Consider the following 15,335-nt stretch of genomic DNA (forward strand, 5'->3'; position numbering starts at 1 on the left):
TCGATAAAGAGTATTCGTTTATTACAGTTTTGAAATAAAAAAAATTCAAATAGACGAGAAATAAGAGATTTGAGTAATACGTGTCTCTTTTTGATTGTTTGCAAAAAGTATAGTAATCCATGTTGTGGAATGGAGTCATTTACTCAATATAATTACTCAAATTAAATTGAAAGTTGACTAAATTTCTTCAAAATGGTAGAGTACCTCTGAGGAAGGTGTTTCAAATGTACGTATTATTTATTTCAACTCTTAGCTCCCTACAACTTATTTTTGATGAAGTGTTGTGTGGAGCTTAATCGGAAAGCTTATGAGCTTTTCTTATTCATCAGTAAATGTCGTATACTAAAAAATAGCACAAGTTTGCTATGTATTTAGTCTACCTATTTACTGAAGAATATATAGATTATAAGGCCCTAGACATTTTGTCTATGGGTCTTTTTTGTATGTTCTTTAGTAAAAATCTATGAAACCAAATGAAAGAGGAAAAATAAAATGGAATTATTACAAGTCAAAGAATTAACGTATGCAGTACCAGATAAACAGCTTTATGAGAACAGCTCATTTACTTTAAGAAGCAACGAACATATGGGAATTGTTGGTAAAAATGGTGCAGGAAAAAGTACCTTACTAAAAATGCTCTTAGGCACAGTATTACCAGATGCAGGATCGATATCGTGGAATCCAGCGGCTACATTAGGGTATTTAGACCAATACGTGGATATGGATCAATCGCTAACCATCAATGAATTTTTAAAATCAGCCTATCAAGAATTATTTGCTACGGAAAAAGAAATGTTGAAACTCTATGAAACCTATGGAGAAACGGGCGATGACCAATTATTGACAAGAGCAGCTACTTACCAAGAAAATTTGGAACTGAAAGGTTTTTACCAAGTTGAAAACGATATTAACAAAGCCATTACAGGACTTGGGATAAGCGATGCAGATCAACCATTAGCAGCTTTAAACCGTGGAGATCAAATCAAGGTCATTTTGGCAAAGTTACTATTAGAAAAACCGTCTGTCTTGATTTTAGATGAGCCGACTAACTATTTGGACCAAGAACATATTGAATGGTTGACAGAGTATTTAAATGCTTTTGAAAATGCCTTTATTATTGTTTCCCATGATACAGAATTTTTAAGTAACATTGCAACGTGTATCTGTGATATCGATTTTGGTTCGATCAAGAAATACCATAGTAATTATACTGACTTTTTAAAACAAAAAGCTCATTTAACAGAGGCTTACCAAAGTCAGTTTGAAGCGCAACAACGTAAAATCAAAGAAACAGAAGCGTTTATTCAAAAAAATATTGCAGGGATCAAAACGAAAATGGCGCAAGGCAGAAGAAAACATTTGGAAAAAATGGATCGTTTGAAAGAACCAGAGAAAAAAGTGGCATCTAGCTTTTCCTTTAAATTAATGCCTCAAAGCTCACCGAATGCGTTAACGATCGATGAACTAACAGTAGGCTATAAAGCCCCCTTACTTACTGTACGTGATCTACAAGTGAAAAAAGGCGAAAAAATAGTAATTACGGGTCAAGATGGGTTAGGAAAATCTACACTGGTAAAAACACTTTTAGCAATGGTACCGGCGATTTCTGGAAAAGTACAATTTTCCCCTCAAGTTGTTACAGGTTATCACTCACAAGATATCGAGTGGGAAAATACTGAATGGACACCGATTGAAGCATTAGCCAATAAATACACGAAACTTACGTATGAAGATGTTCGTCGAGAGTTAGCGAAGTGTGGGGTGAAACGAGAAATTGCATCTAAAAATATTTTTATGTTAAGCGGTGGGGAACAATCAAAAGTGAAATTATGTGATTTAACCATGCAACCAAGTAATTTTCTGATTTTAGACGAGCCAACCAATCACTTAGATGTAGAGTCAAGAAAAGCGCTGCAAGAGGCCATAAAGGCTTTTAGAGGCAGTGTCGTATTGATTTCAAATGACGAAGAGTTTTATTCAACTATAGGTGATCATATCTATACAGTTGCGGATAAACACCTTGTGAAGCAATAAATCATGTAAAACATTCTGGTATAATGTTTCAACGAGTTGTAGAAACACGGAATCAAGTATTCGATGAAGTTCATCCTACAATTTATCGAAATCAATAGAACGAAGGTTAAGTCGTATAGTAGTGATGACATAGAGAAAAGCCCAATCTACAGCAACGTAAATAGATTGGGCTTTTCTTTTTCTTACTAAATTACGATATTAGTATTGTGTACTGTGTCACAATACGGTATGCTATGTTTAACAATTTGGAGAAAGGAGTATTTATGGATAGAGCGAATAAATAAAAACTCAAATTTATTCGAAAAAAAGTAGCTTAAATAATGGGATTCTTCTCATTGGCAAAACAATCGCTAGAAACGATCGTAGAGGTTACAACTGGGAAAGAAAGAGCTTCGGAACTGAAGGCAAGAATTAAAGCATTAGGTTACAACCGATAGTGAACCAGTACATATTTATTAAAGGAGAGCGTAAAATGACAGAGCTAAAAAAGAAAGAATATTATTTTGGAGGGATTAGTGTGAAAAAACTAGGAATTGTGCTATTTTCTTTATTATTAATCCTGCTATTTAAAGTCAATGACTCAGAAGCAGCTAGCTTGGGTAATCACTCACAATGGATGAATGCAATACGGGATGATACTGAAATATCGCGTCTTTCCATACCTGGAAGTCATGATAGCGGGACGTTCAAATTAAGAGACCCTATCAAGCAAGTCTGGGGAATGACCCAAGATCGAGATTTCGAAGATCAGTTCAGTTATGGCGTCAGGTTTTTTGATATCCGTGTTCGAGCAGTAAAAAATGATCAGCTAGTCCTTCATCACGGAAGTATATTTCTGTATGCATCACTATGGGAGTTTATAAATAGTGCTAATACGTTTTTAAAAAATAATCCATCTGAAACGATTATAATGTCTTTGAAAACGGAGTATGAAGCCATGCCAGGTGTTACAAAAAGTGTAGAAGAAATATTCAGAGATACTTATTACGACAATAACTTTTACAAAGGAAATTCTTTGTACCCTAAATTAGAAGATGTAAGAGGCAAAATTGTATTGATGAACAGGATGTCTGGTAGGATAGATTTTTCTGGTATACCGTATATAAGATGGGATGACAATAAGACTTTTAGCAAGTGGATAGGCAGTCGGGCTATAAATGTTCAAGATCAATATAATGTGAGCTATTACCCTAAAAAAGAGGCAATTGAAGAGTTCCTTCGTTATACAAATAATAATGCCGATGATGGTAGTTATTTTATCAACTTTGTCAGTTTAAGTAGTGGCGGAACAATGTGGAGTAGCCCATATTACTACGCAGGTTATTTAAATCCTTCTACGGCACAATATATAAACTCAAATAGTTCACAAAGAGCTGGTTGGGTTATTATGGATTATGCAGGAAAAGAATGGGGACCAAGGTTGTATGAGTCTGTCATTAAAACGAATAATAGATTCACGAAATAAAACTAAAAAAACTTTTAATGGAGAGTAAGTTGGGTAACTATTACTAAGGGGTTCGCTTTATTTATTTAGTAGAGTTTACATTATTGTAAGTCTGCTTTAGCATGTTATATTCATCAGTAATGGGGGATAAAGCAAGAGAAAAAATCGGGAAAATAAAATCTGCTTAAAAGTTTTAGAATAACTTGAAAAAGAAGAATTTACTGAATCCCAAGTAGTCATCGAAGAAATAGAAAAGCATTTCAAAAAGACGATAAATGAAGAAAATTTTTATTGATAGCCAAATTTTATTGGCTATCAATTTATTTATTCTCATTGTTTCAACGTCTATTTTTCTATTTAATTTTTACCTATTTTCCAGTTTGTTCTGAACTGAAAATGGATTTGGAGCTCATCCTTTATTTTTATAACATATGATTTCGCAAGATTAATTGTAACAGTGCTTTTTTCATTCATTATGATTATAATCTAAACGTGGTATAAGTATAAAGCGTAAGCATAGATGATTTTGAAGAAAGGTAAAAAAGAATAATTAAATATATGGAGGAATTGTGGATATGGCAGAAAATATTTATACAGATATTATGGGAGGACTTATATTAGCAGCACTTTTGGTAATTATTACGTTATTAATCCTATATTGCTATGTTTTCTATAAATTTAAAAAAGAAAGTAAGACAGTAACTGCAAAAAAATTTATTATAAGTTTTTTTGAAAAAAACATATTAGAAAAGCTAGAGATGAATATGTTTGATAATGATGTATACGAAGGAGAAAATGCTAGTCCTCCATCTGGAGGTAATATAGAAGAAATTGCTAATTCTTTTTCTGAAGATACCGCAGAAGGAAACACTGACTCTATATTTATAGAAGAAATTCATTCAGCCAGAGAATCAGATGTGCTAGGTTCTAAAGTGTTGAAAAGACAGAGTAGGAATTATGGCAAAGATGAAACGTTTAGTATTAGAACGTGGTATGGAATAAATTATAGCAAACTTATCAAAGAAGGTTATAATTATATATGTTTTATTGTTAAAGAAGAAAATGAAAGAGTTTATTTAAAAGTAGACGATATATTAACTATTATAGATAATAATATTTTACCAGAAGAAAGAGAAAAGTATATAAAAAGAAATTCATTTGACACCTATTTGATGAAATCTTTAAAAGATGAAAAATGGTACATAACTAGAATGGGTGTACATTTTGAAAAACCAATTGAAATTGATACAATATAAATCAGTAATCTTTTGGAGTTGCCTTTAGAGGAATTAATTAGAGAGGACGATGATATGGTAAAAAAAATAACCGAGGTTTCCCGACTAAGAAAAAAGCAAACAAAAATTATTAAACTATTGTTGCTTATATTTGTTCCCCTGATATTATTCTTATCCTTTGTTATCTGGAAAGAAAATAAATCAATTGATGTAGGCTATTCACAAATTGAATCGGCTACGTTATCAGATGACAAAATGGTATCAGTGACCATTAAAGGGAACAGATTCTACAACTACAAAGGATATATGTCGGATTTCGACGATCAAATAGGTGAGGTCCAGATAGAATTAATACAAGGACTAGGACTATTTAGTGGTAAAAAACAAAACATTGAAATACCTATAGACTTTGATATTAACTTGAGCAAGATAAAGAATGTTGTAATAGTTAATGACGATGGGGAAAAGGTGTTTAAAGTAAAAAAAGAAGAACACTAGATGTTCTTCTTTTTCTCTTGTTTATTTACTTATTCGTTCATTTACTTTGATGTTTCCATCTACCATTTTATAACAGAATAAATACCTTGAAATTCTAAACTAGTGGCTCTTCTTTTATCTACCGTTGTAGAGGTATACTCTGTCTATTAGTATAAGGATTGTAGTCGTAGTAACTGTTTCTATTAATAGCTTTTGTAGACGAAGGAACATTTGTTGCTAATCAGATTCATTTTCAATAGCGTTTACTTTTTGAATGAATCCAAATAACTGTAAGAAAAGGTTCGAAGATAGATCGAGGAATCAAAAAGGAGTTGGAAAAAATGACAAATTTCAATAAAACAATGTTAGCTATTCCCTATATTAGAAGTAATTTTTTAGGAGATGAATTATCAGAAAAAATGCTGTATTCCCTAAATGTAAAAGAAGAAGCTGCCAATTTAACTAACAACATTAATGAAGCAAATGGTGGCATGTTTACAAGAGGAGTTGAGGTAAGGAGTTTATATTTTGAAACTATTTTGAATAACTATTCCAAATATTTCGAGCAATTAGTGGTTTTAGGTATTGGACTAGATACTAAGTATGATAAGTTAGAATGCCTTGCCGACAAAGATAGTTATGGAATTGATATTGCTAAAAAAGATATAGAATGGATTCATAGTCAATCGGGATATAAAACAAAGGTATCATTAATAGAAGGGGATATAAATCATATAGAAAATGTAATGGAAAAATTAAAGGCACAAGGCTTTGATACGACTAAAAGAACCTTTATTATTTGGGAGGGCGGAACATATTACTTAAATCCTTCACAAGTATTCAAAGTTCTAAGTTTTTTTCGAAATCAAATGAATTTAGTTGGTGTGACAGTTGATCTGATAAACAATGAAGTTATTGAAGATAGAGAACACCCAAATTTTAACATGATTAATAAAGTGCTAGATATATTGAAAAACAGTGGGAACCAATGGAAAGGTTTCTTTGATAAACAAGAAATGACACACTTTCTTAAGGATAGTTTAAAGTATAGAGTATGTGAAATTTTAGAATATGAGAAAGTAGAACAAGAATTATATCCTAAACATACATGTGTTATGATGGAAAATTTAATGTACTTTGTTGTTGCAACGAATCTCAAAAAAAGATAGAAAGATTAGGAGTGGAAAAGAACACAAAGAATGCTTGATAGTTACGAGAAGAAGGGATCTTAGAAGGAATTAACTAGTGTTGTTATTGAAAACTAAAATAAATGCTACTTATTTAAACTACTAAACTTTTGTTCAAGGTAGGACTTATAAAGCTTAGGATAATTACGATTTAGCTGGAAAAACGTTACAGACTTTTGTAAAAATAGAGTATAGTCAAATTTGAATCTACCTGTAGCTGAATCTAGTAGTTTTCAATGCTAATTTTGAATGTAAATCAATTTTAGACTACAATTGATGTAGGACTATTGTTTGATTTTAAAAGCACTAAAAGAGCTTAGGACATAAGTCCTAACGAAAAATCTAGATGAGGCTGGGACAGAAGCGTTTAATCTCGAGAACCACGTAGGTACTGTGCAACATCAACTCATACTTCGTTGTGTTTTACAGCAATAAGAAGGAATTCACGAAAATTGTTTCTCAAATTTTTGTGAATTTCAGCTTATTTCCGAAGCCTTCAAATCTTAGTGCTTTAGCACTTAGAATTTGATGTGATCGAAGCGAAGCGTAGTGATTGCTTCTGCTCCCGCCGTTTATTCGTATATGGGGTGTGAAACAAAAGTGATTTTACTTTTGTCCCACGCCCATCTAGATTATTTTTTTGTACAAAAATAAGAACACCTTTGCTAAATTAAAGTAACGACACAAATAAACTAGCGAAGTGTTCTTAGGTTTAAAAATTATACCACAAAATCAAGTCATTCTTCCCTAAAGAAGGTAAAAGAGATAGAAGTTAACTTTAATGATATGCAACCTAATAAATCAAACGATGATATACATAATATTATTACTGAGAATTGGTGCCGTAACTATCCCAAAAAGGATCAAGAATAAAACATTTTAAGGAGAGCAACATGAGAATATTTCGAAACTATTATAAGCTTATTAACAATTTTTATAATGAAAGTTCAAATTTTATTAAGTTATCAATACTTACTGCTACTTTTATAACATCATTGCTAATCAAAGAAATGCTATTTGAAAATATTGATGGAATATTCGGTTATATTCTAGGATTGACGTCATTCTTGATACTATTTTCTTTATATTCATATTTGTTTTATAAAATTAATCATTAGCTCTTTATAAAAACAAGGTAGTCTGTATCAAAACGATTGGTATAGGGAACCTCAATAATACATAAAATGTTGCTATGACAGTTACCAAATGGCTAAATTCATTATAAAATCCATCTTAATACATACTATTTAAATTACAATGAGATTTTTATAATATTCTAAAATATAAATATTGAATTTGTTAATATACTATTATTAATAAGTATTGGAGAGATAATTTTATGAAAAAGAGAAACTTTATTCTTTGTATTTTGATTTTTTTATTTGTTTTTACGGGAACTAAAGACGCATTTGCAGATACAGTAAATGGAGAGATATGTGATTCAAATGGAAATCCTCTAATTTACGGAAAAGAGTACTATGTTTGGCATATAGGAGATACGAATATAAAAAGAGGTGGATTAACCTTTGAACCTCATCTTAGTTATGATAATTTACTTTTTTCTAATAATTCTAGTGCAGTCGGAACAGCTCAAGTAATAACGGGAAAACCTAACGGAGAAATAGTACGCGAAGGAGACACTGTTAAAGTAAAGTCAACGAACGGTAACTGGGGAAACGAACGTGAGTGGGCATCTAGGAACTACTTTACGGGGGGCATATATAATGATATGATTTTAAAACAATCTGGAGATAATTTGTTTATTGCAGGGAATAATGTAGATGGAAAAGGTCAAATTGGATTTGGTAAGTATGAAGCGGATGTTTATTATGGAAATATAGCGGTATATAGCACAAATTTAATAGCTAGAACAGGTAAACAAAATAAACTATGGTTATACATGAATAGAAGTCAATTGTTAGGTAATAAAATTCCTACAGATCCTGCTGGCTTAAATTTTGTATATAGAACTACAAGAAAAAATTTAGAGTTTAGACCTGTAAATTAACAGTATTCATTTTTTATTTAGCAATCAAAGAGCGGAAGAGAGAGCTATTTTATAAGTGGTACAACTTTTGTGAAAAACGATTAGTAGCAGCATACATGAGATCCAAAAGGAAAGAAAATAGTTCTTGATTAAAGGTAAAAGCAGTTCACCTAAAACCTTATATGATGTAGGATATATTTATACATCATATAAGGTTTTTGAATTTGGAGTGATTATTTAAAGTTAAAAGCGAGAGTATTATGCCGTTTCCTGAAGCAAGCGAAAGCCTGTCAGGACTAATTAGAGGATGAGTTACATAAACAACATAGTTATACAATGGAAAGTCAAAAAGGAGTTGGCAATCAAACCAGCTCTTTTTGTGTAAATTCGAAGCAAATAGCCATAGACTATTTTGCTCAATAATTTTGAACTAATGAGTATCTTTTCGCTTACTAATTTTTCTCGCTTTTTCTGCAGATGCTAATTTTGATATAAACAACGAAATAATTCCTAGACCAACCGTGACATAAAGCATTGTAAAGGCTTTTCCTATCGCAGTTACAGGATACATGTCCCCATAGCCGATGGTTGTCAAAGTAATAAAACTTAAATATAGCGCATCAAATAATGACAGTGACTCTGCCCAACTATAAAAGATTGTGCCAGATATTAATGTCAAGAAAGTCAAGGCAAATAACGCTCTGAACTCATCATCATCTACGAGTTTAAAAAAGTCCTTAAAAAGTCTTTTAATAATAAAATAAAGAGAAATCATTTATTTTCTCCTCTCCTCAATAATCATTTAACACCTAAGATTGAGTATAGTCTTTATTCATAAAAATAATCAAGAATTTTTTATCTTTCGCATATTTTTATTGGAACTACAGAAGATGATTTTGCTTGTATGTGAGAAGAAATTTGGGTTGGTTCTTTGTAATGAAAGAACGAGAAGACTCCGTTTAGACAGTTGATTGACACGGTGTATAATTTGTTTTAAGGATGATAGACGTAGCAAATACTTGGTATATTGACTCTGATTACTTATTTTATTAGAGTGATACTGTTATAATGATTGTAGTCTACATGTGATAGAAGTATAAATTTACTAAATAATGAAACGAAGATAATTTTTGTAGAATGTTCAATTCCGCTCTAAATATTTTTGAATTAGATGTATCGAATCAAGAAAAAGCCAAACGGATATTGGCAAAATCGCAAGTATTTGGTGGTATGGGCTCATGGAATGATTCTCCAGGTTACAAGGCTTACAAATTAGGGATAAAAAAGGAATACGAAAAAGTTACAGAAGAGCTGTTTAATCAGCAATCTATTCTTCATAAAAAGATTAATGGTGCCAAAAATGATCAGTAGGAGGAGAAGCCAGCTCGTGGAATCCATCTAAAGCTTTAGAAAAACGTGAAAAAGAAAATCCCCAAATATAAGGCAGTCACCGAAGAATGAGAAAAGATTGATTCTATAGCTATAGGTATTTGCTTAGGTGTAGTACTTGGTGTAATGTTCGTTGATTTCGTAAAAAATATGGTGAACTTGCTTGTGAAAAAAAAGACCTACCTTTAGGTGAAGGTAGGAAAAGGAGTTGAAAAATGAAAAAGTGTTTTGTTAGGGTGTTTGTTTGGTATAAGCAAATAGTACCTTAGATTAATGAATAAAATATGAATAAAAATCATCATTTTCATTATTAATTTAGAGCGTGTCTATAATTGGAAAAGAAAAATGTAGACAAACTAACATTCATGGCTAGACTAATAAACATGAGAGTGTTTACGGTATTGTTTAACCATAATTGGAATAGCGATAGCAGCAAGTATAACGAATGTTTTTTTCATAAAATCATTCCTTTCTAAAGTATTTATTTTATTTCAAGTGCCAAAGCACAACGTGGACGGTAGGATTCGAACCTACACCTCGATGATAGAGAACAAACAACCGTTTAGACTCTAGGAGTTAAACACCACGTTCACCCACATGAATTAAGATTAAGGAAAGAGGTAAATGAGCCTCTTTCACTCAAAAGTTTGGGACAAGTTTCTTACTTTCTTTGTAGAACATATAAACGAATCTGAGGTATCTAATTGTTTCAAAAGCAATGATCATCTCCTTTGTTTATCTATATACAGAATACCGTTTAAACCTTAAATCAAGCCTAAAAAAGTAAGAAGTAAGTATGAAGAATGATTAACTAAGTGATAAGAATCGTAGCTCCTAAAATAGACTAATAATAGAAGTAAAGAAATGTAAAATTTAAAATGAAGGATAGGTGTAAAGAGTATGAAAACATTGTATTTAATGAGACACGGACAAACACTATTTAATGTGCTGGGTAAAATTCAAGGAGCATGTGATTCACCTTTAACTGAAAAAGGAATAGAGCAAGCTCAGATTGCTAGGGACTATTTTATAGCTCATGGTATAACGTTTGATTATGCATATTCATCTACACAGGAAAGAGCCGTTGATACCGCAGAAATTGTATGTGACTATAAAAGTATTATACGATTAAAAGGTGTCAAAGAATGGAACTTCGGTTTGTTTGAGAGTGAAAGCGAACAATTAAATCCAAAAATTAAAGCAGGAGAGACCTCGTATGGAGATTTTTTTGTAGATTACGGTGGAGAATCCAGTGAACAAGTACAAAAGAGAATGAATACCGCTCTTATCGAGGTGATGGAAAAAGAAGGCCATCAAAATGTTTTATGTGTTAGTCACGGTGGTTCTATGTATCGATTTATTCAGAAATGGTTATCTCAAGATCAGATTAAAACAATTCAATTTACCAACTGTTGTATTTTAAAATTTGAGTATTCAGATGGACTATTTGAATTTAAAGAATCAATCAGTCAAGATTAGTAGAATAGTGTAACAGGATTGGTTAGGAGAAAAAAAGATTCTATAACTATGAGAATTTGTTTAGGTGTAATTTTTGATAACTTTGGTTTAGGAATAGCATTAGGTGCTATTGCCTTAGTTTAAGCATTTAAAACGTTCTAAGGAGAGTAATAGATGGAGTTGTTTGGTATGATTGAATAAGACAATGCAATAGCGAAAAATATGAACAAAGAAAGTCATTTATATCGTTGATTTATTAAGTACTTTAAATAAGAATTGTTCGGGAGAGTCGCCGTTTTGGGTGATAGGCTTTGGACAGTTCAGTCTTGACTAGCTTAACATAAGGAGTAAAAGATATGAGTATCCAATTTCAGTTGGACACAGGGGATAGAATATATCGTAATGAAGATATTACAGCAAAACTTATAAAAGATTGTTTAGATAAGGTAGACAAGAATGAAGTAGAATTTTTAGTGTTGAAGCCTAATAGAGCAATTAAAGATAGTTTATTCATACAAATAATAAGTCATTTTGTAGTGGAAATTCGTTTTGAAAATCGGGAGAAGGATTTTATTCATTATTCTTATATTACTGATAATCAAGAAGAGGTTTTGAACATACTTATTGATTATTGGAAAGTAAATAAAATTCCTGATATGAAAAATTGGAAAGATATATCTGATTCATTTAAACTTAATTTTTTATCTCGATTATTCAATAAATTAAAAGGATTTAATAATGACTAGTGGCATGGAAAAAGAGTTTTAAGCTGTAAATGGATTGGTAGTTAGACTGCTTCCTTCACTGACTACGACGTATAAGAAAAGCATTATTCACGTCAAAGGCCCTTTGAAAAATAGTGGAATTTGAACGGAAATAAATGGACTCCTTGCAAAAAATGATCTTGAGTTGCTCTAGAACTCAAGATCATTTTTTATATAAGGTACATCTAGTTAAAAAATTTTAGCTATTCTTTTTTAAGGCTAAGTATACGTCACGAGCCTCTTTTGACTCTTCTTTCATCGTTGGATAAGCTTTTTTTATATCGTTCGCAGTAATAAAAAAGAAAATAATTGCTACAATTTCAAGAGGGAAGACAATCAAGCCCATTAGGCCCAAAGACACATCTCCTGTTCCCCCGCTATATATTTCAGAAATCATTAAAAGACCAATACAAAAACCAATTGCATCTGCTACATACATGATTATTGGGGCCACATATTTTCTTTTGGAAACAAGTGTTAATTTACTTGCACCAATATGCGCTAAAACCGTAAACACAAAGATAATCGTGCCGACTGAGTTTAGATCCATTCCTAAAAAAGACAAAATAAATACAGCGATAATAATGATTGGAAGGGCCAAATAGTATCCATATATTTGGTACGGCCTAACTTTATCTTTCATTTCTTTTTTTGCAACCTTTAAACTTTCTTTCATAACTAACATCCTCCTTAATTTTAAAACCATTTGTTATTATACCATTTATAACATTCTTAATACCATATAAAATCAGATTATTTCAGATTCTATTTTTTCCTAACTTGCATTTAGAACAGTCTGTTCTTTTAACAGAATGTCTTTAAGGTAGAGGGATTCAAGTGGAGTTAAATCAGTCTGCAAAAAGTTATATAAGCGTAAGATCCGTTTTGGATAGGTTATATTTGCAGAGAACGAAAAATAATTATATGGGAAAGTATGTTATTAAATTGATGCCTATTTATAAACACAAAGGTGACATTTAGAGTGGGACTATCGAACCTTTAGCAGTATGAAAAAATCAGTCTTAGTGCTGATAAATTATAAAATAGGCTTTGTTATAATTAAAATGAAAGAATCGCCATAGGAGGTAGTGGGTGTTATGGAGTTGGGTACTATTGGTAGGTCGGTTAAAGAAAAACAAATGAGTACTGGTGGGCTTGATGTAGTTAAATATGTAGCAGCAATTTTAGTGATTTGTTTTCATTGTGAAAGAATTTTTCAAGATCCAGCAATCAATCATTTATTCAAAAATGTCTTATGTCGAGTTGCTGTTCCTTATTTTTTGATTTCTACCAGCTACTTTGTTAGAAGAGGACAAACTCAATCATCAGATTATATAAAACAATATATCAAATCGTTGGCGAAATCTTATTTATTTTGGAGTCTGATTTATTTGCCAGTTGGCTTTATTTGGGTCCAACAAAATCATTCTCTCAGTCCAATGCTCTACCCAATTGCATTGATAGTAGGAGTCTTTTATACAGGAATGTATTATCATCTATGGTATATTCCAGCTATGATTTTTGGTATTATTTTCGTTCAGTGGTTACTTGAAAAAGTGGGCTATATCGTTTTATTTGTTTTTTCGGGGGTAGCATACGGATTTGGTTCATTGGAAACTTATTATGCTTATATAGAAAATGAACAGCTGAAAAAATTTGTTGATCAGTATTTGCGTTTATTCCTTACCACTCGTAATGGTTTATTTTTCGCATTAGTTTTTGTAGTAGTAGGTTTTTTCTTATGGGATTATCAAGAAAAATTCATTCGCTTCCATAAGTATCTGATTACACTTTTAGTTGGGTTGGGAACATTGTTAATAATTGAAGGTAGTGTGGTTTATGCCAATGTAGGAATCGATAAAAATTTTATGTGGATGTTGATTCCGTTTACTAGTTGTCTATTTTGTTGGAGTTTGTCTATAAATGTAGATGAAAGAATTGACGTAAAACGATTAAGAGCGTTAGGAAAGTATTATTTCTTCATTCATCCATTATGTATTTTGTGGACTGCCACTTTAGTAAATAGTTATGCATTTTTTGGCAATACGTGGTTACAGCTAACTGTAACGCTTATTACAACGCATTTATTGAGTTCACTCGTGATTTCATTGGTTCAACAATTACCTTATTACTATTTTGATTTAAAGCTTATGCTGCAAGTCAATCGTTCCTATTTAGAAAAGTTTATATGAAACGCGGAGAGGTGCGGATACAGAAGTAATCCCATCGGAAAGAAGCTGGAATTCATAATCACTTTGAAGAAAAAGTGGTTATGAATTCCTTCTTACTTTCTGGGAAGTAAACATTGTTATCTTTGTTCCTCGGTTTTTAAGTAAGATGAACCCCTTTGTCTACATAAATAATGTCCCCGACAATACCAGCAGCCAATTCGCTGACTAAAAAGGCACATGTATTCCCCACTTCTTCAATCGTAACACCGGCTTTATCTGGTGTACGACCTTCGGAAATCTTGATCAATTGGTCATAATCTTTCACACCAGTTACTGCAAGAGTTTTGATAGCGCCAGCTGAGATGCCATTCACACGGATCTTGTCTGCTGCAAATTCATAAGCTAAATATTTTACGGCAGTCTCTAAAGAAGCTTTAGCGATTCCCATCATGTTATAGTTCGGGATGGCTCTTTCAGAACCTAAATAAGTCATTGTAACAATCCCGGAACCAGAATTTAACATTGGTTTCGCATGATGTGCAACAGCTAAAAGTGAGTAGCTGCTGATATCTTGGGCTAACAAGAAACCAGAACGGCTGATATCACTTACATTGCCATCTAATTCTTCTTTGTTAGCAAAAGCAATAGCATGAACTAGCCCATCGATCTTATCAACTTTTTCTTGAATCGTTTGGAAAGCTTGTGCAATTGATTCATCAGAAGCAACGTCACATTCAACAAGTAAATCTGTTGGTTCAGCTAATTTTAGCAATTGTTTTTTCATGCGTTCGTTTTGGTATGTGTAAATAATATCAGCACCTTGTTCTTTTAGTGCTTTAGCACATCCCCAAGCGATACTTCTTTTGTTTGCTACGCCCATTACGACGACTTTTTTATTTTTTAGAAACATATGGTTTTTCCCCTTTTAAAATTATTTTTAGTGTGTGAAAAAGGTCTCACATCTTAAAAAAATCTAACTATCTGACTTTATTTAAGTTGACGGATAAAAGTGCAACTGGTATTATCTGTGTTGAGAATGATAAAAAAATTCTCGAACGAATAAACAACACCAATACAGACATTTTATCGGATGTCTGAATTATTAACTAAAATACTTTGAAAGTCAAACTATTTTACTTAAATTTAAACAAAAAAGTGTTGTTTATGCTAGTTTTTTTTAATTTGATAG

At 31.8% G+C, this 15,335-nt stretch carries 13 protein-coding genes; 10 read left to right on the forward strand and 3 right to left on the reverse strand.

What is annotated here, in order from left to right:
• Nucleotides 1-492 precede the first annotated feature (492 nt).
• The 6 genes from BCR22_RS11655 (at nt 493) to BCR22_RS11685 (ending at nt 8,385) form a co-directional block, all read left to right on the forward strand.
• On the forward strand, nt 493-2,034 hold the full coding sequence (locus tag BCR22_RS11655) for an ABC-F family ATP-binding cassette domain-containing protein (RefSeq protein ID WP_069655054.1): 1,542 nt from the start codon (nt 493-495) through the stop codon (nt 2,032-2,034).
• 472 nt (nt 2,035-2,506) lie between these two features.
• On the forward strand, nt 2,507-3,499 hold the full coding sequence (locus BCR22_RS11660; RefSeq protein ID WP_205634368.1) for a phosphatidylinositol-specific phospholipase C: 993 nt from the start codon (nt 2,507-2,509) through the stop codon (nt 3,497-3,499).
• Between the two features lie 554 nt (nt 3,500-4,053).
• Nucleotides 4,054-4,734: a hypothetical protein gene (locus BCR22_RS11665; protein WP_069655055.1), complete on the forward strand. Its 681-nt coding sequence runs from the start codon at nt 4,054-4,056 to the stop codon at nt 4,732-4,734.
• A gap of 54 nt (nt 4,735-4,788) precedes the next feature.
• Nucleotides 4,789-5,211, forward strand: coding sequence for a hypothetical protein (locus BCR22_RS11670; RefSeq protein ID WP_069655056.1), 423 nt, complete (start codon nt 4,789-4,791; stop codon nt 5,209-5,211).
• A 320-nt stretch (nt 5,212-5,531) separates the two neighbouring features.
• Nucleotides 5,532-6,359, forward strand: a complete 828-nt coding sequence (locus BCR22_RS11675) for a class I SAM-dependent methyltransferase (RefSeq protein WP_069655057.1) — start codon at nt 5,532-5,534, stop codon at nt 6,357-6,359.
• Between the two features lie 1,357 nt (nt 6,360-7,716).
• Complete coding sequence (locus tag BCR22_RS11685; protein ID WP_069655059.1) at nt 7,717-8,385, forward strand: hypothetical protein; 669 nt, start codon at nt 7,717-7,719, stop codon at nt 8,383-8,385.
• 409 nt (nt 8,386-8,794) lie between these two features.
• Here the strand turns inward: BCR22_RS11685 and BCR22_RS11690 are convergent, their stop codons facing one another.
• Nucleotides 8,795-9,139: a potassium channel family protein gene (locus tag BCR22_RS11690; protein WP_069655060.1), complete on the reverse strand. Its 345-nt coding sequence runs from the start codon at nt 9,137-9,139 to the stop codon at nt 8,795-8,797.
• Nucleotides 9,140-9,501: 362 nt separating this feature from the next.
• On the opposite strand from BCR22_RS11690, the gene BCR22_RS11695 reads away from it, so the two are divergent.
• The 3 genes from BCR22_RS11695 to BCR22_RS11705 all read left to right on the forward strand — a co-directional run bounded on the left by BCR22_RS11695 (nt 9,502) and on the right by BCR22_RS11705 (nt 11,957).
• Entirely contained in the window at nt 9,502-9,735 is a 234-nt protein-coding gene (locus BCR22_RS11695; RefSeq protein ID WP_069655061.1) for a hypothetical protein, read from the forward strand.
• A 918-nt stretch (nt 9,736-10,653) separates the two neighbouring features.
• The gene (locus BCR22_RS11700) at nt 10,654-11,232 is read left to right on the forward strand and encodes a histidine phosphatase family protein (protein WP_069655062.1); all 579 of its coding nucleotides are present in this window, start codon (nt 10,654-10,656) and stop codon (nt 11,230-11,232) included.
• A 335-nt stretch (nt 11,233-11,567) separates the two neighbouring features.
• A complete protein-coding gene (locus tag BCR22_RS11705; RefSeq protein ID WP_069655063.1) occupies nt 11,568-11,957 on the forward strand; it encodes a hypothetical protein in 390 nt (129 codons plus the stop codon).
• Nucleotides 11,958-12,174: 217 nt separating this feature from the next.
• On the opposite strand, the gene BCR22_RS11710 is transcribed toward BCR22_RS11705, so the two are convergent.
• Entirely contained in the window at nt 12,175-12,651 is a 477-nt protein-coding gene (locus BCR22_RS11710) for a hypothetical protein (protein WP_069655064.1), read from the reverse strand.
• A 421-nt stretch (nt 12,652-13,072) separates the two neighbouring features.
• On the opposite strand from BCR22_RS11710, the gene BCR22_RS11715 reads away from it, so the two are divergent.
• Complete coding sequence (locus BCR22_RS11715) at nt 13,073-14,167, forward strand: acyltransferase family protein (protein WP_069655065.1); 1,095 nt, start codon at nt 13,073-13,075, stop codon at nt 14,165-14,167.
• 136 nt (nt 14,168-14,303) lie between these two features.
• Here the strand turns inward: BCR22_RS11715 and fabI are convergent, their stop codons facing one another.
• Complete coding sequence (fabI, locus tag BCR22_RS11720) at nt 14,304-15,056, reverse strand: enoyl-ACP reductase FabI (RefSeq protein WP_069655066.1); 753 nt, start codon at nt 15,054-15,056, stop codon at nt 14,304-14,306.
• Nucleotides 15,057-15,335: the final 279 nt, after the last annotated feature.

Origin of the sequence: Enterococcus plantarum, assembly GCF_001730295.1 — a bacterium.
GTDB classification, from domain to species: domain Bacteria; phylum Bacillota; class Bacilli; order Lactobacillales; family Enterococcaceae; genus Enterococcus_L; species Enterococcus_L plantarum.

Bases quoted from the DNA above. Each gene is read 5' to 3' on its own strand.
- BCR22_RS11655 (WP_069655054.1), top strand. From the start codon at position 493: ATGGAATTATTACAAGTCAAAGAATTAACGTATGCAGTACCAGATAAA.
- BCR22_RS11660 (WP_205634368.1), top strand. From the start codon at position 2,507: ATGACAGAGCTAAAAAAGAAAGAATATTATTTTGGAGGGATTAGTGTG.
- BCR22_RS11665 (WP_069655055.1), top strand. From the start codon at position 4,054: ATGGCAGAAAATATTTATACAGATATTATGGGAGGACTTATATTAGCA.
- BCR22_RS11670 (WP_069655056.1), top strand. From the start codon at position 4,789: ATGGTAAAAAAAATAACCGAGGTTTCCCGACTAAGAAAAAAGCAAACA.
- BCR22_RS11675 (WP_069655057.1), top strand. From the start codon at position 5,532: ATGACAAATTTCAATAAAACAATGTTAGCTATTCCCTATATTAGAAGT.
- BCR22_RS11685 (WP_069655059.1), top strand. From the start codon at position 7,717: ATGAAAAAGAGAAACTTTATTCTTTGTATTTTGATTTTTTTATTTGTT.
- BCR22_RS11690 (WP_069655060.1), bottom strand. From the start codon at position 9,139: ATGATTTCTCTTTATTTTATTATTAAAAGACTTTTTAAGGACTTTTTT.
- BCR22_RS11695 (WP_069655061.1), top strand. From the start codon at position 9,502: ATGTTCAATTCCGCTCTAAATATTTTTGAATTAGATGTATCGAATCAA.
- BCR22_RS11700 (WP_069655062.1), top strand. From the start codon at position 10,654: ATGAAAACATTGTATTTAATGAGACACGGACAAACACTATTTAATGTG.
- BCR22_RS11705 (WP_069655063.1), top strand. From the start codon at position 11,568: ATGAGTATCCAATTTCAGTTGGACACAGGGGATAGAATATATCGTAAT.
- BCR22_RS11710 (WP_069655064.1), bottom strand. From the start codon at position 12,651: ATGAAAGAAAGTTTAAAGGTTGCAAAAAAAGAAATGAAAGATAAAGTT.
- BCR22_RS11715 (WP_069655065.1), top strand. From the start codon at position 13,073: ATGGAGTTGGGTACTATTGGTAGGTCGGTTAAAGAAAAACAAATGAGT.
- fabI (WP_069655066.1), bottom strand. From the start codon at position 15,056: ATGTTTCTAAAAAATAAAAAAGTCGTCGTAATGGGCGTAGCAAACAAA.